General features: G+C 66.8%; 20 protein-coding genes, 1 tRNA gene and 1 other RNA gene. 9 read left to right on the top strand and 13 right to left on the bottom strand.

The window, feature by feature from the left end; translation table 11 throughout:
* Nucleotides 1-25: 25 nt before the first annotated feature.
* Nucleotides 26-934, top strand: a complete 909-nt coding sequence (locus QMG28_RS12955; protein ID WP_281842730.1) for a LicD family protein — start codon at nucleotides 26-28, stop codon at nucleotides 932-934.
* A gap of 56 nt (nucleotides 935-990) precedes the next feature.
* Here the strand turns inward: QMG28_RS12955 and QMG28_RS12950 are convergent.
* Nucleotides 991-1,067: transfer RNA gene (locus QMG28_RS12950), tRNA-His, on the bottom strand.
* A 105-nt stretch (nucleotides 1,068-1,172) separates the two neighbouring features.
* Here QMG28_RS12950 and QMG28_RS12945 point away from each other — a divergent pair.
* Nucleotides 1,173-1,388 (top strand): DUF6324 family protein, encoded by a 216-nt coding sequence (locus QMG28_RS12945; RefSeq protein ID WP_281842729.1) that lies wholly within the window; start codon nucleotides 1,173-1,175, stop codon nucleotides 1,386-1,388.
* On the opposite strand, the gene QMG28_RS12940 is transcribed toward QMG28_RS12945, so the two are convergent.
* On the bottom strand, nucleotides 1,363-1,818 hold the full coding sequence (locus QMG28_RS12940; RefSeq protein WP_281842728.1) for an MmcB family DNA repair protein: 456 nt from the start codon (nucleotides 1,816-1,818) through the stop codon (nucleotides 1,363-1,365). The genes QMG28_RS12945 and QMG28_RS12940 overlap by 26 nt on opposite strands.
* Nucleotides 1,819-1,960: 142 nt before the next feature.
* Here QMG28_RS12940 and ssrS point away from each other — a divergent pair.
* Both ssrS and QMG28_RS12935 read left to right on the top strand, forming a co-directional pair.
* A non-coding RNA gene (ssrS, locus tag QMG28_RS21040) (6S RNA) lies at nucleotides 1,961-2,119 on the top strand.
* Nucleotides 2,120-2,156: 37 nt separating this feature from the next.
* Entirely contained in the window at nucleotides 2,157-2,855 is a 699-nt protein-coding gene (locus QMG28_RS12935; RefSeq protein WP_281842727.1) for a nitroreductase family protein, read from the top strand.
* Nucleotides 2,856-2,866: 11 nt separating this feature from the next.
* Here QMG28_RS12935 and QMG28_RS12930 read toward each other — a convergent pair whose 3' ends face one another.
* The 6 genes from QMG28_RS12930 to QMG28_RS12905 all read right to left on the bottom strand — a co-directional run bounded on the left by QMG28_RS12930 (nucleotide 2,867) and on the right by QMG28_RS12905 (nucleotide 6,744).
* Entirely contained in the window at nucleotides 2,867-3,367 is a 501-nt protein-coding gene (locus QMG28_RS12930; RefSeq protein WP_281842726.1) for a GNAT family N-acetyltransferase, read from the bottom strand.
* Between the two features lie 17 nt (nucleotides 3,368-3,384).
* Nucleotides 3,385-3,705 carry a hypothetical protein gene (locus QMG28_RS12925; protein WP_281842725.1) on the bottom strand — a complete coding sequence of 107 codons (321 nt, stop codon included), beginning with the start codon at nucleotides 3,703-3,705 and terminating at the stop codon, nucleotides 3,385-3,387.
* 114 nt (nucleotides 3,706-3,819) lie between these two features.
* Nucleotides 3,820-4,287, bottom strand: coding sequence for a transcription antitermination factor NusB (gene nusB, locus QMG28_RS12920; protein ID WP_281842724.1), 468 nt, complete (start codon nucleotides 4,285-4,287; stop codon nucleotides 3,820-3,822).
* The gene (locus tag QMG28_RS12915) at nucleotides 4,284-4,823 is read right to left on the bottom strand and encodes a 6,7-dimethyl-8-ribityllumazine synthase (protein ID WP_281842723.1); all 540 of its coding nucleotides are present in this window, start codon (nucleotides 4,821-4,823) and stop codon (nucleotides 4,284-4,286) included. The genes nusB and QMG28_RS12915 overlap by 4 nt, the downstream gene beginning before the upstream one ends.
* The gene (ribB, locus tag QMG28_RS12910; RefSeq protein WP_281842722.1) at nucleotides 4,823-5,956 is read right to left on the bottom strand and encodes a 3,4-dihydroxy-2-butanone-4-phosphate synthase; all 1,134 of its coding nucleotides are present in this window, start codon (nucleotides 5,954-5,956) and stop codon (nucleotides 4,823-4,825) included. Before ribB ends, QMG28_RS12915 begins: the two co-directional genes overlap by 1 nt.
* Before the next feature lie 194 nt (nucleotides 5,957-6,150).
* The gene (locus QMG28_RS12905; RefSeq protein ID WP_281842721.1) at nucleotides 6,151-6,744 is read right to left on the bottom strand and encodes a riboflavin synthase; all 594 of its coding nucleotides are present in this window, start codon (nucleotides 6,742-6,744) and stop codon (nucleotides 6,151-6,153) included.
* Between the two features lie 211 nt (nucleotides 6,745-6,955).
* On the opposite strand from QMG28_RS12905, the gene QMG28_RS12900 reads away from it, so the two are divergent.
* The 5 genes from QMG28_RS12900 to QMG28_RS12880 all read left to right on the top strand — a co-directional run bounded on the left by QMG28_RS12900 (nucleotide 6,956) and on the right by QMG28_RS12880 (nucleotide 13,333).
* Nucleotides 6,956-8,248, top strand: a complete 1,293-nt coding sequence (locus tag QMG28_RS12900; protein WP_281842720.1) for a capsule polysaccharide biogenesis protein — start codon at nucleotides 6,956-6,958, stop codon at nucleotides 8,246-8,248.
* A gap of 100 nt (nucleotides 8,249-8,348) precedes the next feature.
* Entirely contained in the window at nucleotides 8,349-9,485 is a 1,137-nt protein-coding gene (locus QMG28_RS12895) for a polysaccharide biosynthesis/export family protein (protein WP_281842787.1), read from the top strand.
* Between the two features lie 6 nt (nucleotides 9,486-9,491).
* Nucleotides 9,492-11,537, top strand: coding sequence for a capsule polysaccharide biogenesis protein (locus QMG28_RS12890; RefSeq protein ID WP_281842719.1), 2,046 nt, complete (start codon nucleotides 9,492-9,494; stop codon nucleotides 11,535-11,537).
* Nucleotides 11,538-11,816: 279 nt separating this feature from the next.
* The gene (pdeM, locus tag QMG28_RS12885; RefSeq protein ID WP_281842718.1) at nucleotides 11,817-12,479 is read left to right on the top strand and encodes a ligase-associated DNA damage response endonuclease PdeM; all 663 of its coding nucleotides are present in this window, start codon (nucleotides 11,817-11,819) and stop codon (nucleotides 12,477-12,479) included.
* Between the two features lie 62 nt (nucleotides 12,480-12,541).
* On the top strand, nucleotides 12,542-13,333 hold the full coding sequence (locus QMG28_RS12880; RefSeq protein WP_281842717.1) for a crotonase/enoyl-CoA hydratase family protein: 792 nt from the start codon (nucleotides 12,542-12,544) through the stop codon (nucleotides 13,331-13,333).
* A 3-nt stretch (nucleotides 13,334-13,336) separates the two neighbouring features.
* Here QMG28_RS12880 and folD read toward each other — a convergent pair whose 3' ends face one another.
* The 5 genes from folD to ftsH form a co-directional block, all read right to left on the bottom strand.
* On the bottom strand, nucleotides 13,337-14,236 hold the full coding sequence (gene folD, locus QMG28_RS12875) for a bifunctional methylenetetrahydrofolate dehydrogenase/methenyltetrahydrofolate cyclohydrolase FolD (RefSeq protein ID WP_281842716.1): 900 nt from the start codon (nucleotides 14,234-14,236) through the stop codon (nucleotides 13,337-13,339).
* Nucleotides 14,237-14,245: 9 nt separating this feature from the next.
* Nucleotides 14,246-15,142, bottom strand: coding sequence for a bifunctional 5,10-methylenetetrahydrofolate dehydrogenase/5,10-methenyltetrahydrofolate cyclohydrolase (locus tag QMG28_RS12870; RefSeq protein ID WP_281842715.1), 897 nt, complete (start codon nucleotides 15,140-15,142; stop codon nucleotides 14,246-14,248).
* A 66-nt stretch (nucleotides 15,143-15,208) separates the two neighbouring features.
* Nucleotides 15,209-16,885 carry a formate--tetrahydrofolate ligase gene (locus tag QMG28_RS12865; RefSeq protein WP_281842714.1) on the bottom strand — a complete coding sequence of 559 codons (1,677 nt, stop codon included), beginning with the start codon at nucleotides 16,883-16,885 and terminating at the stop codon, nucleotides 15,209-15,211.
* Nucleotides 16,886-17,156: 271 nt separating this feature from the next.
* On the bottom strand, nucleotides 17,157-17,951 hold the full coding sequence (locus QMG28_RS12860; RefSeq protein WP_281842713.1) for a methyltransferase domain-containing protein: 795 nt from the start codon (nucleotides 17,949-17,951) through the stop codon (nucleotides 17,157-17,159).
* On the bottom strand, nucleotides 17,948-19,864 hold the full coding sequence (gene ftsH / locus QMG28_RS12855; protein ID WP_281842712.1) for an ATP-dependent zinc metalloprotease FtsH: 1,917 nt from the start codon (nucleotides 19,862-19,864) through the stop codon (nucleotides 17,948-17,950). The genes QMG28_RS12860 and ftsH overlap by 4 nt, the downstream gene beginning before the upstream one ends.
* Nucleotides 19,865-19,894: the final 30 nt, after the last annotated feature.

The raw sequence follows: 19,894 nt of genomic DNA, 5'->3' as shown, positions 1-19,894 counted from the left end.
CCGGGGGCGCGGACGAGTAGAGCAGATGCCGACAGTAAAGAAAAAGGCCCCCGCAACCCCGGGCCGAACCGCCGAAATCCGCGCCATCGCGCTGGCCGAGATCCTCGCGCCGCGCGGTGACTTCCCGCATTGGCACTATTTCGGCGAGTTGAAGGAGTTGCGCCCGCGCAAGCCTGGCCTGGACTGGTACGAGGCGATGGTGCTCGTCTGCATGATCGGGCGCATCCGCCCGTCGCAGACCATGGCGCATCTGAACGCCCTGCGCGCCCAACGCGAAGTGCGCGGCGAGAGCGACCGGTTCGACCGGCTGAAACAACAGATCGACGACTACCTCGCGCCCGAGATCTTCACCAATCACGGCTTCAAGACGAGCAATTTCTCCACGCTCGACCACGATCATGTCTGGGACCATGTGGGCACGCTGATCGCGGATCTGAAGCAGGAGGGATACGAGGTCTTCCTCAATTCCGGCACCCTGCTTGGCGTGGTGCGCGATGGCAGGCTGATCGAACATGACGACGATATCGACCTTGCCGTGGTGATCCCCGCCACCAGCGAGCGCAAGGCGGCGGCGGCCTGGAAGGGGCTGCTGGCGGAGCTTGAGCAAAAGGGGCTGCTGGACCCAGAGGGCAAGAAGGTGCGCGGCATCGCCAAGCTGCGGCCCGCCGGCGCGACCGAGATCGACCTGTTCCCGGCCTGGGTCGCCAATGGCAAGGTCTATGTCTACCCGCATACGCGCGGGCAGCTGAAGCGCGACGAGGTGTTTCCCACACGGCCCTGCCCGGTTACCGGCTACGATATTCCCGCCGAACCCGAGAAGATGCTCGCGCTCAATTACGGCGAAGGATGGCGCGAACCCGACCCGTTCTTCAAATTTCCCTGGGGCGCGGCCTATCAGGCTTTTTCGGAATTCCTCAAAGAAGTCGCAGAGTGACAAGCCCGCATCCAGCGCGGTGACAAGGCCCGACGCGATTGCCATGTGGAGAGAGATGGTACCGCCTCCCCGGCTCGAACGGGGGACCTCTGGATCCACAATCCAGCGCTCTAACCAACTGAGCTAAGGCGGCACGCCGGAGGGATTTACCGCCCGTCCGCATCATTTGCAAGAGGCCCGCACTTGAAAAACGCGCGCACCCCGAGTATCGCTCGCGCGTCATCCTGGGGAGGCCGTCATGGGCATCAATTCCGAAAGCGATACCGCCGCGAACCTGCAAATCGGCCCGACCACGCTGGGCATGGTGCGGCTCTATATCGAAGGCGACGGGATCGACCTGCCGCTGGATTTCGACCCGGACGAGGCCGAGGATATCGCCGAAGAGATCCGCGCCGCCGCCGAGCAGGCGCGCATCCTGGCCGGGAAGGCTAACAAGGGCCGGAAAGAGCGCTGACGCCCGGATCGCGGAAGCCCTGCAGCCGGCTTGCCGCGTGGCGGGCGAATTTCTGCATGAGCACCTTGCGCCGCGCCGGGGCGAGCTTCGTCTCCGGCCCCATGCGGATGATCTCGGCATCGTAACCGTCGGCGATGATCAGCCCGGTCTCGGCGGGCAGAAGCTCGGTCGGGAAGTCGGCATCCACCGCCCAGAAATAGCGGTCGCCCCATTCGAGATAGCCCTGCCACTTGCTGTCGGAGGTGAAATCGACCCGGCTCGACTTGCATTCGACAACCCAGAATTCGCCCTTCGGCCCGAGCGCGAACACATCCATCCGGAGCCCGCGCACCGGCACGAATTCCTCGACCGACACGAAATCATGCAGCCGCAGATGCCGCGCCACGCCGCGCGCGAGGATTTGTCCGGGTTGAAGGGCGATATCCTGCATGCGGCAAGCATGAACAATCCATGAACAAATGGCAAGTGCCGGACCGGGGGCCAGCCCCCGGACCCCCGAGGTATTTGACGAACAGAGAAGCGGGAGCGCAGCGGGGTTGCTTCGGCCCCTGCGCGCGCCTAGATAGGCTGGTGGCGGTCTGCCCTTCTCGTCACGAGGACAAATTCCGGTGGCCTTAAAGACTTCCGAGGGAGCTGGCTCTGTCCGGATCGTGGTTCGGTTACCTGGCGCCCACCTGTATATACAGGTCCTCGGGAATTAAGTTGCCTCAACGGTTGCGTGCGGTCCCGCCACTTTCTAGGCTCGCCGGGCTGTTCCCGGAGGGCCTCATGTTTTCCAAAGACAATCTGCCCCACGCGCCGCTGCCGCTGCCCGACCGGTTCGACTGGCCGGACGAGGAGATGCTGGCGCGCGTCACCGCCTTTTTCGAGCTGATGACAAAGCGCCACTCGGTGCGCGATTTCTCCCGCCGCCCGGTGCCGCGCGCGGTGATCGAGAGGGCGGTGGCCACGGCAGGCCGCGCGCCGTCGGGCGCCAATCACCAGCCCTGGTTCTTCGCCGCGATCTCCGACTCGGGCCTGAAGGCGCGCATCCGCGCCGAGGCGGAGGCGGAGGAAGAGCGCTTCTACGAGGGCGGCGCGGGCGATGAATGGCTGAAGGCGCTGGAGCCGCTCGGCACCGACGCCGCCAAGCCGCATCTGGAGGACGCGCCCTGGCTGATCGTCATCTTCGCCCAGCGCTGGGGCGAGTGGGACGACGGCACGCGGTTCAAGAACTATTACGTGCCCGAAAGCGTGGGCATCGCCACCGGCTTTCTGATCGCCGCGCTGCATCAGGCGGGGCTGAGCTGCCTCACCCACACACCGAACCCGATGAAGTTTCTGAACGCCACGCTGGGCCGCCCGGCCTCGGAAAAACCGGTGATGATCCTTGCGGTGGGCCATCCGGCGGACAATGCCACCGTGCCCGCCGTGGCGAAGATGAAGAAACCGCTTGAGGATATCCTCACGGTGTTCGACGGCTCATAGCCGCGGCGGCGTCAGAGCGCCCTTTGCCATGTCTGGTTGACGATCTCGCGCCCGAAATGCACACCCGTCGCGCTTTCGACCAGCCGAAACCCGTTGCGCGCATAGAGCCGCACCGCGGCGTGCAGGGCTTCCTGTGTCCACAGCACCATGTGGGTGAACCCCTGACTGCGGGCATGGTCGATCGCCGTCTCAAGCAAGCTCTGCCCCACACCCTGCCCCCGCGCGCCGGGTTCCACCAGCATCAGCCGTAGGCGCGCCGTTTCATCGTCCTCGGCAACCACGAAAACGCAGCCCAGCCGCGCGCCGTCCGCTTCCATGATCCAGCCGTTCTCCACCGGACGGCGGTCACGCGCCATGAAATCCGCCAGGATCTCGGCAACCAACGCCTCGAACGAAGCGTCAAAGCCCTGATCCTCAGCATAGAGCGCGCCGTGGCGCTGCACGATCCAGTCGATATCGCCGCTGGCGAAGGGGCGCACCTTCGCCTGCGGGCCTGCGGCCCCCTCAGTCATGGCAGTGTCTCAGATATTCAGTGCTGGCGGCGGCGCGGGGCCTCGGCCACGGCTTTCACCCGGGCAGGGATCGTCGTCGCCACCGGCACGCGCTTGCCGCCCCTCGGCTCGTCGTCATCGGTTTCCATCCGCATCACGGAGATGGCGAATTGCACCCCGGCGAATACCACGCCGTTGAAGAAGACGAGCATCACCACGGCGATCCAGCCCATGTCGGAGGTCGAGATCAGGTGCCAGAGGTTGGCCACATTGGTGTAAAGCAGCGCAAAGACGAACACCCCCGACAGCGCGAAGCCGAACAGGACGTTCTTGATATACAGGCGCACCAGCTTGGGCATGATCTTTCCCCCGGGGTAGAGTACATAGTCAAACTTAGCATCTGAAACGGCGCTGCCAAGCGTCAACCCGTCGCAGGGGCAAAAGCGGTCGCATACCGCCGGCGCGGCGGCGGCTCAGAACGCTTCGGGCTTCGCCTCGCGGGCCATATGATCGAGCACCGCATTGGCGAATTTGGGCTCGTCGCCCTCGGGGAAGAAGGCGCGCGCGATGTCGACGAATTCGGAGATCACCACCTTGGGCGGCGTCTCGCCCTCGACAAGCTCGGCCCCGCCGGCGCGAAACAGCGCGCGCAGCGTCGGGTCGATCCGTGCGATCGGCCATTTCGCCACCAGCGCCCGGTCGGTCATCTGGTCGATCTTCGCCTGCCAGTTCACCGCCGTTTCCATCAGGAACCGGAACAGATCGACATCGCCCTCCGCCATGTCGCCCTCGTCGAAATGCTCGCCGAAGCGGAAATCCTCGAATTCCCGGATCACCTTGTCGACGGGCTGGCCAGAGGCTTCCATCTGAAACAGCGCCTGCACGGCATAGAGCCGCGCCGCCGCGCGCATCTTGCGTTTCTGGTTGCCCGAAAGCGTCATGCCTGGCTCCCGCCATCGGCAATCCTGATCTCGTCCCAGGGGCGGAAGCCCACGGGCTTTTCGGGCCGGCCCCACTTGCGCCTGAGCGCGATGAGGTGCAGCGCCGCCGCCGCCGCGCCGCCGCCCTTGTTCTGGTCGGCCGGATCGGCGCGCACCACGGCCTGATCGCGGTTTTCCACCGTCAGGATGCCGTTGCCGATGGCGAGGCCCTGAAGCCCCAGCAGCATGAGCCCGCGCGACGAGTCGTTGCACACCGTGTCGTAATGCGTCGTCTCGCCCCGGATCACGCAGCCGAGGCCGACATAGCCGTCAAAATTCGATTGCCGGTCGGCCATCGAGATCGCGGACGGCACTTCCAGCGCGCCCGGCACCTCGATCAGATCCCAGCTCGCCCCCGCCGCCTCGATCTCGGCCTTCGCGCCGGCAACGAGATTGTCGGCGATATCCTTGTAATAGGGCGCGACGACGATCAGCAGCTTGACCGGCGCATCGAAGCTCGGGCGCGGCAGGATGTAATGCTGTTCGGAACCGGCCATCATTTCTCTCCGCGAATCGGATGGGTGCCCTCGATATGCAGATCATAGGCATCGAGGCCGACGACCTTGGGCAATGGGCTGTCGGTCAGCAGGGTCAGCCGATGGATGCCGAGGGCCGCGAGGATCTGCGCCCCGAGCCCGTATTGGCGCAGGATCTGCGGGCTGACCGCCCCGTCCATCGCCAGCTTCATCGCCGGGTCGCGCAGCAGCACGACCACACCGCGCCCGGCTTCGGCGATGATCTGCATCGCGCGCGGCAATTCGTCGGCGGGCGCCGGCCCGAGGCCCAGCGCGTCTTCCAGCGGGTTCAGCGCATGCATCCGCACCAGAACCGGCGCATCGCCGGCCAGATCGCCCATCGTCAGCACGATATGCTCGGCGCCCTGGGTCTCGTCGGTGAAGATGCGCATGCACCATTCGCCGCCATGGGCCGAGGTCACCTGCTTGCGGGCGCTCTCTTTCACCAGATTGTCGTGGCGGCGGCGATAGGAGATGAGATCGGAGATCGTGCCCACCTTCAGCCCGTGTTTCTGGGCGAAGGCGATCAGCTCGGGCAGGCGCGCCATCGAGCCGTCTTCGTTCATGATCTCGCAGATCACCCCGGCGGGCTGCAGACCGGCAAGGCGGGCGATATCCACCGCCGCCTCGGTATGGCCGGCGCGCACCAGCACGCCGCCGGCGCGCGCGCGCAGCGGGAAGACATGGCCCGGCGTGGCAATGTCGGCGGGGCCTTTCGTGGGGTCGATGGCCACCGCCACGGTATGCGCCCGGTCATGGGCCGAAATCCCGGTGGTCACGCCCTCGCGCGCCTCGATCGAGACGGTGAAGGCCGTTTCATGCCGCGAGGCGTTCTGGGTCGACATCAGCGGCAGCCCCAGCGCGTCGATCCGCTCGCCGGGCATGGCGAGGCAGATCAGCCCGCGCCCGTGCATCGCCATGAAGTTCACCGCTTCGGGCGTGGCCATCTGCGCCGGGATCACCAGATCGCCCTCGTTCTCGCGGTCTTCATGATCGACCAGCACGAACATCCGCCCGTTGCGGGCATCCTCGATGATCTCTTCGATCGACGAGATCGCATCGCGCCAGTTCAGCTCCACCGGCCCCGGCTGTTCGTAGGTTTTTCCGTCTGACATGACATCCCCTCGCTCACGCTCGCAGGCGAAATAACCCCTCGCGCCCGGCTTTGCCAGAGGGAAAGGGGGCTCGCCGCCCCCTCGCCCTGCGGGCTCACCCCTGCAGGTATTTGCCGAACAGAGAAGATGCCCACCTTCCCTGGCCTGAAATACCTCGCCGGAGATATGGGGGCTGCCAAGTCCCCCGGGCCGGATCAACCCTCTGCGAACTCGTTCAGCCGCGCCACGTAACGTGCCAGCGTGTCGATTTCCAGATTCACCCGGTCGCCCACCGCCACATCGCCCCAATTGGTCACCTGCTTGGTATGGGCGATGAGGTTCACGCCGAAGATGTTGCCCTCGACCTCGTTGACCGTGAGCGAGGTGCCGTTCAGCGCCACCGAGCCCTTGGGCGCGATGAATCTGGCCAGCGCCTCGGGGGCGCGAACGCGCACCCGCGTCGAGTCGCCCTCGATCTCGACCGAGGTCACCTCCGCCACGCCGTCGACATGGCCCGAGACGATATGCCCGCCCAGCTCGTCGCCCACTTTCAGCGCCCGTTCGAGGTTGACCCGGTGGCCCGGACTCCAGGCGTCGATATTGGTCTTCGACAGGGTTTCTGCCGAGATATCAACCTCATACCAGCCAGGGCCGAGATCGACCACGGTCAGGCAGACGCCGTCGGAGGCGATCGAGGCGCCGATGTCGATGGTGGTGGTGTCATAGCCGGTTTCGATCCGCGCATGCATGTCGCCGGATCGGGCGATGCTGCCGACCTTGCCGATATCGGTGATGATCCCTGTGAACATGGCGCTCTCCTTTGGCCAATGCCTAGGCCAGCACGGCGCCTTTGCCAAGGGCCGGGCTTCACCGGATGTTAACCGCCCTGCCCCCACGCTGACGCCGCCGGGCCACAAAACCGCCCCCTCGCGATGGTTTTCTGTGCCGAAGGCGTGACATCGGCGCGCGAAACGGCCATGAAGGGGCGAACCGCGCGCAGAGAGGCAAGGCTGCAGGCGCATGACGAGTATCGACGGGCAAGACCGTGTTTTTTTGTTTCTGCAAGGGCCGCACGGGCCCTTCTTCGCGCGGCTCGGCACGATGCTGCGCGCCGCCGGGGCCGTGACCTGGCGCGTCGGCTTCAACCGGGGCGACAGCGTGTTCTGGCCCAACCGCACAAGCTTCATCCCCTATACCGGCGATCAGCGGGGCTGGCCCGCGCGCTTTGCCGAAATCCTCGACGACAAGGCCGTGACCGATATCGTGCTTTATGGCGATACGCGCTTCATCCATGCCGAGGCGGTGAAGATCGCCCGGGCGCGCGCGGTAAACGTACATGTCTTCGAGGAAGGTTATCTGCGCCCCTATTGGGTCACCTATGAGCGCGGCGGGTCGAACGGCCATTCACGGCTGATGGAGATGAGCATCGCCGCGATGCAGAAGGTGCTGGCCGATGCCGAGCGCGACATTCCCGAAGCGCCCGCCCATTGGGGCGACATGCGCCATCACATCTTCTATGGCGCGCTCTACCACTGGTTCGTGATGTTCGCCAACAGGCGCTACCGGGGCTTCCGCCCGCACCGCGCCCTGCCGGTGACGAAGGAATTCGGCCTTTACCTGCGCCGCCTCCTGCTGATGCCCGCCCTCGCCGCCGACCGCTGGCTCGCCACCTTCCGCATCAAGACCGGCGGCTTTCCCTATCACCTCGTACTCCTGCAGCTCGAACACGATTCCAGCTTCCAGGCGCATTCGCCCTTCTCGACGATGAGCGAGTTTCTCGAAACCGTCATCGACGGATTTGCGCAGGGGGCGGCGCGCCATCACCACCTTGTTTTCAAGGCCCATCCACTGGAAGACGGGCGCGTGCCGCTCAGGCGCGAGGTGCGCCGGCTGGCCCGCGCCGCGGGGGTGACGGAACGGGTGCATTACGTGCGCGGCGGCAAGCTCGCCCGGCTGCTCGACCATGCCCGCTCGGCGGTGACGGTCAATTCCACCGCCGCCCAGCAGGTGCTCTGGCGCGGCCTGCCGATCAGGATTTTCGGGCGCGCGGTCTATGCCAAGCCGGACTTCGTCTCGACCCAGCCACTCGACGAGTTTTTCGCCCGCCCGACCCGGCCCGACAACCGCGCCTATCGCGATTACCGGCATTACCTGCTGGAAACCAGCCAGATCGCCGGCGGCTTCTACTCGGCGCGCGGCCGCCGCCAGCTTTTGCGGCAGGTGGTCGACATGATGCTCAGCCCCGACGACCCCTATGACGCGCTCGCGCGCGGCACAGCGGCGCCGCGGCAACAGTTATATGCGGTGAAATAGCCAAGGCCTTGCAACAGGCTGGATTTTTTGCCGCCAGACCGGTAGGTTGGCGAAAAAACCAGAGGCAGACCTCCATAAAGGAGCCCGAGCAGTGAATATTATGGGCAATGTATGGGCGCGCAATGCGGCCCTTTTCGTATGTGTTGTGGGGCTTGCGTCCTGCGATGCCCTCCCCCGATCCGGCCCCTCCAAATCCGAGATCTACGCAGGCTCCGTGCAGCGCGAGGGCGATGCCTTCGTCGTCGCCGTGGACGACCGGGTGACGCGCGCCACCGCCGTGGTGCCGGCACTTGGCTTCTCATCCGATTTCACCGGCTCCGGCGTCGTTGGCTCCGATACGATCCATGCGGGCGACGTGCTCGGCGTGTCGATCTGGGAAAACGTCGAGGAAGGTATCCTCACCACCGCGGGCGCGCCCGCCGGACTGCAGGACGTGCAGGTGGACGGGCAAGGCTTCATCTTCATCCCCTATGCCGGACGGATCAAGGCGGCGGGCAATTCGCCCGAGGCGATCCGCCGGATCATCACCGACAAGCTTTCGGAACAAACACCTGATCCGCAGGTCATGGTCACCCGCCTCGCGGGCGACGGCTCGACCGTGTCGCTGACCGGCGCGGTCGGCGGCCAGGGCGTCTACCCGATCGAGCGGCCCACCCGCACGCTGGGCGCGATGCTCGCCAAGGCCGGCGGCGTTTCGGTGCCGCCCGAGATCGCGGTGGTGAAGATCATCCGCGGCACCAGGACCGGCAAGATCTGGTATCAGGATCTGTTCGAACATCCCGAACTCGATATCGCCCTGCGCGGCGGCGACCGTATTCTGGTCGAGGCCGATACCCGCGCCTTCACCGCGCTCGGCGCCACCGGCTCGCAGACCCGCGTGAAGTTCGAGACGCAAACGCTCTCGGCGCTCGAAGCCATCGCCCAGGTGGGCGGCCTCGTCTCGACGCTAGCCGATCCGACCGGCGTGTTCGTGTTCCGCAACGAACCGGCGGAAATTTCCAACGCGGTGCTCGGCCGCAGCGATCTGGTCGGTGACCAGCGGCTGATCTACGTGCTCGACCTCACCGAACCCAACGGCATGTTCCGCGCCCGCGATTTCGTGATCCGCGACGGCGATACCGTCTATGTGACCGAAGCGCCCTATGTGCAGTGGACCAAGGTCATCTCTGCGCTCAGCACCACCGTCGGCGCGGCGGATTCGCTGGCCAGCGCGGCGACCACCTTCCCCGGCCTCTGAGCCGGCATGAGCCACGATCCCGATAGCGGGGCCGCCGGGAGCACCCGATCCCGGCGGCTCTTCGTTTATAACGGCGGCTTTCTCACCCAGGCCCGCGTGAGGCGCATCCTCACCCTCGCCGGGTGGGAGGTGAAGCTGGGCACGCCCGGGCCTGACGATGCCATCGGAGTGTGGGGCCACTCGCCCACCGCGCATCGCGGCGAGGCGATGGCGGCAAAGACCGGCGCGCGGATCGTGCGGGTGGAGGATGCCTTTCTGCGCTCGCTGCGCACCGGGCGCGACGGCGAGCCGCCGCTCGGCCTGCTGATCGACGAGCGCGGCGTGCATTTCGACGCCGCCACGCCCTCCGACCTCGAAGTGCTGCTGGCCACACACCCCTTCGACGATGGCGCATTGCTCACCCGCGCTCGCGAGGCGACGGAGCTGATGGTGCGCGGGCATCTGTCGAAATACAATGCCTTCCCCCGCCCCGGCCCGCTGCCCGAGGCGCCCTATGTGCTGGTGGTCGACCAGACCCGGGGCGATGCCTCGATTGCCCATGCCGGGGCCGATGCCGCCACCTTTCGCGAGATGCTCGCCGCCGCGGAGATCGAAAATCCCGGCCTGCGCATTGTCATCAAGACCCATCCCGAAACCGCCGCCGGGCACCGGCCCGGCCATTTCGGCCCGGACGATGCGACCGGCCACATCAGCCTGCTCACCGATCCGGTAGACCCCTGGGCGCTGATGGAGGGCGCCGTCGCGGTCTATACCGTCAGCTCCGGGCTTGGGTTCGAGGCGATCCTGGCCGGCCACCGCCCGCATGTGTTCGGCAAGCCCTGGTATGCCGGCTGGGGCCTCACCGACGACGAGCAGGACCTGCCCCGACGCACCCGCACATTGACCCGAACACAGATCTTCGCGGGCGCGATGGTGCTCTATCCCACCTGGTACGACCCCTATCACGATGCGCTTTGCGGCGTGGAACAGGTGCTGACCACACTGGAAGCGCGCGCCCGCGCCTGGCGCGAGGATCATGCGGGCCATGTCGCCGCCGGGATGCGGCTGTGGAAGCGCGCGCCGCTCACCCGGTTCTTCGGCAGCGACGCCCGCCCGCGCTTCCGCGATGGCCGCGCCGCCGTGGCGCTGGCACGGAAGACCGGGCGCAGCCTCATCGTCTGGGCCGGGCAGGAAACGAGCCTTGGCGATGCCGGCGATCTGCCGGTGCGGCGCGTCGAAGACGGGTTTCTGCGCTCGCGCGGGCTGGGGGCGGAACTGGTGCCGCCCCTCTCGCTCGTCACCGACGATCTCGGCATCTACTACGATCCGACCCGCGAATGCCGCCTCGAACACCTGATCGCCGAGGCGGTGAAGCTGCCCGAGGGCTCGCGCCACCGCGCCGAGCGGCTGGTGGCGGGGATCGTGCAGGCGCGCCTGACCAAGTACAATCTCGACCGCCCGATTCCCGCCCTGCCCGAAGGCCACCGCATCCTCGTGCCCGGACAGGTGGAAGACGACGCCTCGATCCGGCTCGGCACAAGCGAGGTTTCGACCAATCTCGCCTTGCTACAGGCCGCGCGGGCGGCCAACCCCGATGCGGTGATCGTGTTCAAGCCGCATCCGGATGTGGAGGCGGGCCTGCGTACCGGGGCGGTGCCGCACGACGAGGCCCTGCGCCATGCCGACGTGGTGGCCGGCACCGCCGACGCCGCCCGGCTGCTCGACGCCTGCGACGAGGTCTGGACGATGACCTCGCTCATGGGGTTCGAGGCGCTGCTGCGTGGCAAGCCGGTGACTTGCCTCGGCGCGCCCTTCTATGCCGGCTGGGGCCTCACCCGCGACCGGGGCCATGTGCCCGAACGCCGGCAGGCGCGGCCCGACATGATCGCCCTCGCCCATGCGGTGCTGATCGACTATCCGCGCTATTTCGACCCGGTGACCGGCAGCGCCTGCCCGCCGGAAGTGGTCGCCGACCGCCTCGCCGCCGGCATTGCCGCCCGCACCGGCCCGGCGCACCGGCTGCTGGCCAAGGCGCAGGGGCTGCTGGCGAGCCGCGCCTGGCTCTGGCGCTAGACGGGCGGCGCGTCAGCGCGCGGCAGCAACAGTGACAGCCCGCGCCGCCTGCCCCAAGATCCTGCCCCGGACCTTCCCCCGGCCTGCGCCCTTACGCCTCCAGAAATCCGGATTTCCGGATCTCCACTTATCCGGATTTCTGGAGATCGTGCGCCCGCTATTCCCCTGCCAATAAACACTTTTCCATCCCACCGCGCGCGCCATTCACCACTCGTTAACCAGGCCACCGCCCGCGCTTTCCCCTTGCACCGGGCCACGGAATCCGTCAACGAACGAAGCATGAACGCCCACCGCTTCACCCTTGCCGGCGCCTCCCTCGCCCTGTTGCCGTCCGGCGCGCTCTACTGGGCCGAGCACCGGGTGCTCGCCGTCTCCGATCTGCACCTTGGCCGGTCCGAGCGCTTTGCCCGCAATGCCGGGGCGCTTTTGCCACCCTACGAGCTGCGCGACACGCTCGCCCGGCTCGAAGCCGATCTCGACGCGACCGGGGCTGCGCAGGTGATCTGCCTCGGCGATTCCTTCGACGATCACGCGGCGGCGGGCGGGCTGGACGCAGCGGCGCAGGGTTGGCTCACCCGCCTCATCGCCGGGCGCGACTGGGTCTGGATCGAGGGCAATCACGATCCCGGCCCCACCGGGCTGGCCGGCAGCCACCGCGCCGCGCTCCGCCTCGGCCCGCTCACCTTCCGCCACATCGCCCGGCCCGAGGCGCAGGGCGAGGTCTCGGGCCATTACCACCCCAAGGCGCGGATTGCGGCCGGGGGCCGGGCGCGGGCGCGGCCCTGCCTACTGGTCGACAGCGCCCGGGCGATCCTGCCCGCCTATGGCACCTATACCGGCGGCCTGCGCAGCGACGATGCCGCGCTCGCCGCGCTGATGGGGCCGGAGGCGCTGGCGGTGATGACGGGCGATCCGCCGCGGGCGATCCCGATGCCGCGCTAGCGCGGCGTCACGCTTGCCCTGCACCGCCCGCGCCGCCATCCTGCGGGCAAATGGAGGAGCCCATGAACGCCCGCGTCACCCTCGCCCTGAGCGGCCCCGTCGCCACCGTCACCCTCAACCGGCCCGACAAGCTCAATGCCCTCGATCTGCCGCTGATCGAGGCGCTGGTGACCACTGGCGAGGCGCTGCGCGGCGACCGCACGGTGCGCGCGGTGGTGCTGACCGGCGCAGGCGGCAGCTTTTCGGCGGGGCTTGACACCGCCGCCCTGCCCGAGATCGCCCGCCTCGCCCGCGAAACCGGCTTCACCACCCGCACCCATGGCGGCTCGAACCTGTTTCAGGCCGCCGCGATGATCTGGGCCGAACTGCCGCAGCCCGTGATCGCCGCCGTTTCGGGCCATGCCTTCGGCGGCGGCTTTCAGGTGATGCTGGGCGCCGATATCCGCGTCGCCGCCCCGGATGCGCGCTTTTCGGTGATGGAGACGCGTTGGGGGCTGGTGCCCGATATGGGCGGCATGGTGCTGATGCCCCGGCTGGCGCGCTCCGACGTGATCCGGCGGCTGACCTATACGGCGGAGATGTTCGATGCCGAAGCGGCGCTCGGCTGGGGCTTCGTCACCGAGATCGCCGATGACCCGCTCGCCCACGCCACGGCGCTGGCGCAGGAGATCGCCAGCCGCTCGCCCGACGCGGTGCGCGCCGCCAAGCGGCTCATCACCGAGACTGCGCTGATGCCGCCCGCCGCCGCGCTGCTGGCCGAGAGCGCGGCGCAGGAGGCGCTGGTGGGCCAGCCCAACCAGATGGAAGCGGTGATGGCCGGGCTGCAGAAGCGCCCGCCCAGCTTCAGCGACTGAGCCTCAGGCCGTCAGCCCCTCGGGTTCGGGCAGTCCATTGGCGCGGCAGGTGGCGGTGAGGGTGTTGGCCAGCAGGCAGGCGATTGTCATCGGCCCCACCCCGCCCGGCACCGGCGTGATCGCGCCGGCCACCTCTTTGGCGGCGGCGAAATCCACGTCGCCCACCAGCCGGCCCTTGCCGCCCTCTTCTTCGGGCGGCAGGCGGTTCATGCCCACGTCGATCACCGTCGCCCCCGGCTTGATCCAGTCGCCCTTCACCATCTCGGGCACACCGACGGCGGCCACCACGATATCGGCGCGGCGTATTGCTTCGGCGAGGTCGCGGGTGCGGCTGTGGGTCATCGTCACGGTGCAATTGTCGCGCAGCAGGAGCTGGCCCATCGGCTTGCCGACGAGGTTCGACCGGCCGATCACCACCGCGTCGAGGCCCGACAGATCGCCGCGCTCGTCGCGCAGCATCATCAGACAGCCCAGCGGCGTGCAGGACACCATCGCCTTCTGCCCTGTCGCCAGCCGCCCGGCATTGATCACGCTCAGCCCGTCCACATCCTTCTCGGCGCTGATCCGGGCAATGATATCTCGCTCCGACAGATGCGGCGGCACCGGGAACTGGCACAGAATGCCATGCACCTGCGGATCGGCGTTGAGCTTGTCGATCAGCGCGTAAAGCTCGGCCTCGGGCACATCCGCCGGCAATTTGTATTCGAACGAATTCATCCCCACTTCGCGGGTCTTCTCGCCCTTCGAGCGCACATAGACCTGGCTGGCCGGGTCTTCTCCCACCAGCACCACGGCAAGGCCGGGCGTGATGCCATGCGCGGCCTTCATCGCCGCCACCTGTTCGGCCACTCTTGCCCGCACATCCGCCGCAAAGGCCTTCCCGTCGATGATCTTCGCCGTCATTCTCGCCCCCTAGATATCGGTTTTCGCGTATGCGTCCCGGTAATGCTCCATTTGCAGCCGGGTGGCCAGCACCGCGTTCTTCATCAGCGTCGCCACGGTCACCGGGCCGACACCGCCGGGCACCGGGGTGAGCCATCCCGCCACCTCGGCCACGCTGGCAAAATCCACGTCGCCCACCGTCTTGCCGTCGACCCGGTTGATGCCGATGTCGATCACCGCCGCGCCGGGCTTGATCATGTCGCCGGTCACCAGCCCCGGCTTGCCGACGGCGACAAAGACGGCATCGGCGGCGCGCGAATGCATCGCCACCGAGCGGGTCATGTGGTGGCAGACCGTCACCGTCGCGCCCAGCCCCATCATCAGAAAGGCGATGGGCTTGCCGACGATCTCGCTATGGCCGATCACCGTCACGTCCAGCCCCTCGATCTTCAGCGGCAGGGTTTTCAAGATCTCCACCGCCGCCACCGCCGTGCAGGGGCCGAGCGCGAGATCGTTATAGACGATATTGCCGATCGAGGCGGGGTGCATCCCCTCCACATCCTTCAGTGGATGCACTGCCTTTTGCAGCGCCTTCACCGGGATATGGGCGGGCAGCGGCCGCTGGATGATGATGCCGTTCACGCGCGGATCGTGGTTCAGCCCCTGAAGGATGCCGATAAGCTGCTCCAGCGAGGTTTCCTGCGGATAGCTGCGCGCCTCGAAGGCCACGCCGGCGCCTTCTGCCTGCTTTTGCTGGTTGCGCACGTAAAGCTCGGCGGCGGCGGTATCGCCGACCGAGACCGAGACGAGCCGGGGCGTCCAGCCCTGGCCGGACAGGCGCGCGGCCTCTTCGGCCACCTCGGCGCGGATCTTCGCGCCAATCGCCTTGCCGTCGATGATGGCGGCGCGGGGCAGACGGTCAGTCATGGTCACATCCTTGCGCGATGGCCCGGCCAGCCCGCCGGACCATCGCGGTATGCCATAGTATACCGTTTAAAACAAGCCCTCGATCTCGCCATCGTCGCTGATCCGGATCGACATCGCGGCGGGTTTCGAGGGCAGGCCCGGCATGGTCATGATCTCGCCGCAGATCACCACGATGAACCCGGCCCCGGCCGAGAGCCGCACCTCGCGCACCGGCACCGAATGGCCGGTGGGCGCACCGCGCAGGTTGGGATCGGTCGAGAAGCTGTATTGCGTCTTGGCCATGCAGACCGGCAGATCGCCATAGCCCGCCTCTTCCCAGGCCTTGAGCTGATCGCGGATCTTCTTGTCGGCCAGCACCTCGTCGGCGCGGTAGATGCGTTTGGCGATGGTCTCGATCTTCTGAAACAGCCCCATCTCGTCGGGATAGAGCGGCGCGAAATGGGCGCTGTCCTTGTCGGCGATCTCGGCCACGCGGGTGGCAAGCTCGATGATCCCCGCCGAGCCATCGGCCCAGTGGCGCGCCACGATGGCCTCCGACCCGTGGCCTTCCACATAATCCTTCACCGCCTGAATTTCGGCCTCGGTATCGGAGACGAAATGGTTGATCGCCACCACCACCGGCACGCCGAAGCTCTTCACGTTTTCGATGTGGCGGCCAAGGTTCGGGCAGCCGGCCTTCACCGCCGCCACGTTCTCGGCGCCGAGATCGGCCTTGGCAACGCCGCCGTTCATCTTCATCGCCCGCACCGTGGCGACGATCACCACCACCGAAGGGGCGATCCCGCCCTTGCGGCACTTGATGTTCATGAATTTCTCGGCCCCCAGATCGGCGCCGAACCCCGCTTCCGTCACCACGTAATCGGCCAGTTTCAGCGCCGTGCGGGTGGCGATCAGCGAGTTGCAGCCATGCGCGATATTGGCGAAGGGGCCGCCATGGACGAAGGCGGGGTTGTTTTCCAGCGTCTGCACCAGATTGGGCTGCATCGCGTCCTTGAGCAGAACCGTCATCGCCCCGTCGGCGCCGATCTGGCGGCAGGTGATCGGCGCGCGGTCGCGGGTATAGGCGACGATGATGTCGCCGAGCTTGGATTGCAGATCGTCGAGATCGTCGGCCAGGCAGAGGATCGCCATCACCTCTGAGGCGACGGTGATGTCAAACCCGGTCTGACGCGGAAAGCCGTTGGACACGCCGCCGAGGCTGGTGACCACGTCGCGCAGGGCGCGGTCGTTCATGTCGAGCACCCGGCGCCAGACCACGCGGCGCTCGTCAATGCCCAATTCGTTGCCCCAGTAGATGTGGTTGTCGATCATCGCGGCCAGCAGGTTATGCGCCGCGGTGATGGCGTGAAAATCGCCGGTGAAATGGAGGTTCATATCCTCCATCGGCACCACTTGCGCATAGCCGCCGCCGGCGGCCCCCCCCTTCATCCCGAAATTCGGGCCGAGCGAGGCTTCACGGATGGCGATGGCGGCCTTCTTGCCGATGGCGTTCAGCCCGTCGCCAAGGCCCACGGTGGTGGTGGTCTTGCCCTCGCCCGCCGGGGTCGGGTTGATCGCGGTCACGAGGATGAGCTTGCCATCGGGCCGGTCGCTGAGCGAGGTGATGAAGTCCTGCGCCACCTTGGCCTTATCGTGGCCATAGGGCAGCAGGTGTTCGGAGCCGATCCCCAGCTTTGCGCCGATCTCCTGGATCGGCTTCTTGTTCGCCTCACGGGCAATCTGGATATCGGTCTTGTGGCTCATCTGTCGTCCTCCCTCGGCGGTTCGGGTCCGTGTTGCGACCCTATACATGTATACATAACCGAAGGCATGCGGAAATCCGACATGTTTTGCAGCGCGAGCGGCCTTATCGTGAAACCCGTGCTCATGAAGGAAAAGATTCATTTTTAATCAGATCATTATGGATACCAGCCAGAGGGCAAATATCGCCAAAGGCATACATTCGCGCTCATTCAGCGCATATCAGGCGATGAATCAGGCATCAAATGTATGCATAGCAGGGATTCGGGCGGCCTCAGCCGCGCTCCAGCACGAAGAACACCCGGCGGAACGGGAAGAACACCGAGGCATCGTCTTCCTGCGGATAGGCGGCGGCCAGTTCGTTCTCATAGGTGGCGATGAACAGCTCGGTCTCGGCGGCGGTGAGCACGTCGAGGATCGGGCGCATCGCGGTGGATTCGGTGAAGCGGCGCACCGGATGGGCGCCGCGCACCGGCGCGAGGCGCTGGAGATAAGTGGTCTCCCAGGCATCGACCGGCCCGAAGGGGGCAAGCAGGCGGGCGTAATCCTCCGGCGCGGCCACCGGCGGGTGCCAGGTGCCCCCCTCGAAGCGGTCGGGAAACAGCGCCGCCGCCACCTCGCGCATCAGCGCATGGCTCGGCGCGTCGAACTGGCCCGGCATCTGCACCGCCAGCACACCGCCCGGCGCGAGAAAGCCCGCGAGCCTCGGCATCAGGTCTTCATGCGCGTCGAGCCAGTGCAGCGCGGCATTGGAATAGATCAGCCCGGGGCGGGCCATGTCGTCGGGCGCCCAGCCGGCAATGTCGGCCTGGGTCAGCCAGGAATAGAAGCCGCTGCGCCCCGCCTCGCCCAGCATCGCGGGCGAATTGTCGACCCCGATCAGCCGGTGGCCACGGAACCGCTCCGACAGCACCTGCCCCACCGCGCCGGCGCCGCAGCCAAGGTCGATCACCGGGCCGGGCGGGATCTCGTCGATCGCCCGAAGCAGGTCCAGCGCCGGGCGCATACGCAAACCCCGGAACCTTGCATAGGCCCCGGGGTTCCAGTCGATCTTTGAATGACGGCTCACGCCGTGGGCTCCGGCTCCAGCCCACCCTTGGGTTTCTTGCGCGGCTTGGTTTTCGGAATCGCGGCGACCGATACTTCGGCCTCCTCCTGCGCCGGCGTGCCGTCATCGTCTTCGTCCACATGCGGCGGCTCGCCCGCCATCACACGCTTGATCTCGTCGCCGGTCAGGGTCTCGTATTCCAGAAGGCCCTGGGCCAGTCGTTCCCACTCGTCCTTCTTCTCTTCGAGGATCTGCTTGGCGCGGGCGTAGCCGTCCTGCACGAAGCGGCGCACCTCTTCCTCGATCAGTTCCTTGGTATGGGCCGAAACCGAGAAGCCCGCGGTGTTGCCCGAATAGCCTTCGGCAGCCTCGGCATAGTCGATATTGCCGACCTTGTCGGACATGCCCCAGCGCATCACCATCGCGCGGGCGAGCTGGCTCGCCTGCATGATATCGCCCGCCGGGCCGTTCGACACTTCGTCTTCGCCCCATTTGAGGATCTCGGCGGCCTTGCCGGCCATGGTCATGGCGAGCTGCTGTTCGCACTGGTCCTTGTGCCAGTTCAGCCGGTCCATCTCGGGGAGCGAAACCACCATGCCGAGCGCGCCGCCGCGCGGGATGATCGTGGCCTTGTAGACCGGGTCGCATTTCGGCAGCGTCAGGCCGACGATGGCGTGCCCCGCCTCGTGATAGGCGGTGTGCTCCTTCTGCTCGTCGGTCAGCACCATCGAGCGGCGCTCGGCGCCCATCATCACCTTGTCTTTCGCCTGTTCGAAATCCTCCATCGTCACGAAGCGGCGGCCGACGCGGGCGGCCATGAGCGCGGCTTCGTTCACGAGGTTGGCAAGGTCGGCGCCCGAAAAGCCGGGCGTGCCGCGCGCGATGATGCGCAGGTCCACATCCGGGCCGAGCGGGATCTTGCGGCTGTGCACGCCGAGGATCTTTTCACGGCCCTTGATATCGGGGTTGGGCACCGTCACCTGCCGGTCGAACCGGCCCGGGCGCAGCAGCGCCGGGTCGAGCACGTCTTTACGGTTGGTCGCGGCGACGATGATCACGCCTTCATTGGCCTCGAACCCGTCCATCTCGACCAGAAGCTGGTTCAGCGTCTGCTCGCGCTCGTCATTGCCGCCGCCATAACCGGCGCCACGATGGCGGCCCACGGCGTCGATCTCGTCGATAAACACGATGCAGGGCGCGTTCTTTTTGGCCTGCTCGAACATGTCGCGCACCCGGCTCGCGCCGACGCCGACGAACATCTCCACGAAGTCGGAGCCCGAAATGGTGAAGAAGGGCACGCCCGCTTCGCCCGCGATGGCGCGCGCCAGCAGGGTCTTACCCGTGCCCGGCGGGCCGACCAGCAGCGCGCCTTTCGGGATCTTGCCGCCAAGGCGGCTGAATTTCTGCGGGTTGCGCAGGAATTCCACGATCTCCTGAAGCTCGTCCTTGGCCTCGTCGATCCCGGCCACGTCGTCGAAGGTCACCCGGCCCTCGCGCTCGGTGAGCAGCTTGGCCCGGCTCTTGCCAAAGCCCATCGCCCCGCCACGGCCCCCGCCCTGCATCCGGTTCATCATGAAGAACCAGAAGCCGATCAGGATGATCACCGGCAAGAGCAGCGACAGAAGCCCCATGAAGCTCGATTGCTGCTGGCGCTCGGCCTCGACCGAGACGCCTTTGGCGATCAGCGTGTCGGTGAGCGAGGCATCGCCCGGCACGACGGTGGAATAAACGGTGCCATCGGTCGTCACGTAGCGCACATTCTCGCCGTCGATCGTGGCTTTCGTCACCTCGCCGGAATCCACGGCGGCGACGAAATCGGAGTAGTTCACCTGGGACGAGGCCATCGAACTCTGGCCGTTCGAGAACAGGTTGAACAAGGCCAGGATCAGCAGAAACAGCACGATCCAGAAGGCGAAATTTCTCGCGTTGCCCAAGTCGGTCTCCCTTGAAGAAATCTCCGCGCA

The sequence above is a fragment of the Sinisalibacter aestuarii genome (assembly GCF_027923545.1).
GTDB classification, from domain to species: Bacteria; Pseudomonadota; Alphaproteobacteria; order Rhodobacterales; family Rhodobacteraceae; genus Sinisalibacter; species Sinisalibacter aestuarii.
This window is presented reverse-complemented; position numbering and strand designations above follow the sequence as displayed.

What these genes read in the sequence shown, in the direction of transcription:
- QMG28_RS12955 (WP_281842730.1), top strand. Translation starts at nt 26, where the DNA reads ATGCCGACAGTAAAGAAAAAGGCCCCCGCAACCCCGGGCCGAACCGCC.
- QMG28_RS12945 (WP_281842729.1), top strand. Translation starts at nt 1,173, where the DNA reads ATGGGCATCAATTCCGAAAGCGATACCGCCGCGAACCTGCAAATCGGC.
- QMG28_RS12940 (WP_281842728.1), bottom strand. Translation starts at nt 1,818, where the DNA reads ATGCAGGATATCGCCCTTCAACCCGGACAAATCCTCGCGCGCGGCGTG.
- QMG28_RS12935 (WP_281842727.1), top strand. Translation starts at nt 2,157, where the DNA reads ATGTTTTCCAAAGACAATCTGCCCCACGCGCCGCTGCCGCTGCCCGAC.
- QMG28_RS12930 (WP_281842726.1), bottom strand. Translation starts at nt 3,367, where the DNA reads ATGACTGAGGGGGCCGCAGGCCCGCAGGCGAAGGTGCGCCCCTTCGCC.
- QMG28_RS12925 (WP_281842725.1), bottom strand. Translation starts at nt 3,705, where the DNA reads ATGCCCAAGCTGGTGCGCCTGTATATCAAGAACGTCCTGTTCGGCTTC.
- nusB (WP_281842724.1), bottom strand. Translation starts at nt 4,287, where the DNA reads ATGACGCTTTCGGGCAACCAGAAACGCAAGATGCGCGCGGCGGCGCGG.
- QMG28_RS12915 (WP_281842723.1), bottom strand. Translation starts at nt 4,823, where the DNA reads ATGGCCGGTTCCGAACAGCATTACATCCTGCCGCGCCCGAGCTTCGAT.
- ribB (WP_281842722.1), bottom strand. Translation starts at nt 5,956, where the DNA reads ATGTCAGACGGAAAAACCTACGAACAGCCGGGGCCGGTGGAGCTGAAC.
- QMG28_RS12905 (WP_281842721.1), bottom strand. Translation starts at nt 6,744, where the DNA reads ATGTTCACAGGGATCATCACCGATATCGGCAAGGTCGGCAGCATCGCC.
- QMG28_RS12900 (WP_281842720.1), top strand. Translation starts at nt 6,956, where the DNA reads ATGACGAGTATCGACGGGCAAGACCGTGTTTTTTTGTTTCTGCAAGGG.
- QMG28_RS12895 (WP_281842787.1), top strand. Translation starts at nt 8,349, where the DNA reads ATGGGCAATGTATGGGCGCGCAATGCGGCCCTTTTCGTATGTGTTGTG.
- QMG28_RS12890 (WP_281842719.1), top strand. Translation starts at nt 9,492, where the DNA reads ATGAGCCACGATCCCGATAGCGGGGCCGCCGGGAGCACCCGATCCCGG.
- pdeM (WP_281842718.1), top strand. Translation starts at nt 11,817, where the DNA reads ATGAACGCCCACCGCTTCACCCTTGCCGGCGCCTCCCTCGCCCTGTTG.
- QMG28_RS12880 (WP_281842717.1), top strand. Translation starts at nt 12,542, where the DNA reads ATGAACGCCCGCGTCACCCTCGCCCTGAGCGGCCCCGTCGCCACCGTC.
- folD (WP_281842716.1), bottom strand. Translation starts at nt 14,236, where the DNA reads ATGACGGCGAAGATCATCGACGGGAAGGCCTTTGCGGCGGATGTGCGG.
- QMG28_RS12870 (WP_281842715.1), bottom strand. Translation starts at nt 15,142, where the DNA reads ATGACTGACCGTCTGCCCCGCGCCGCCATCATCGACGGCAAGGCGATT.
- QMG28_RS12865 (WP_281842714.1), bottom strand. Translation starts at nt 16,885, where the DNA reads ATGAGCCACAAGACCGATATCCAGATTGCCCGTGAGGCGAACAAGAAG.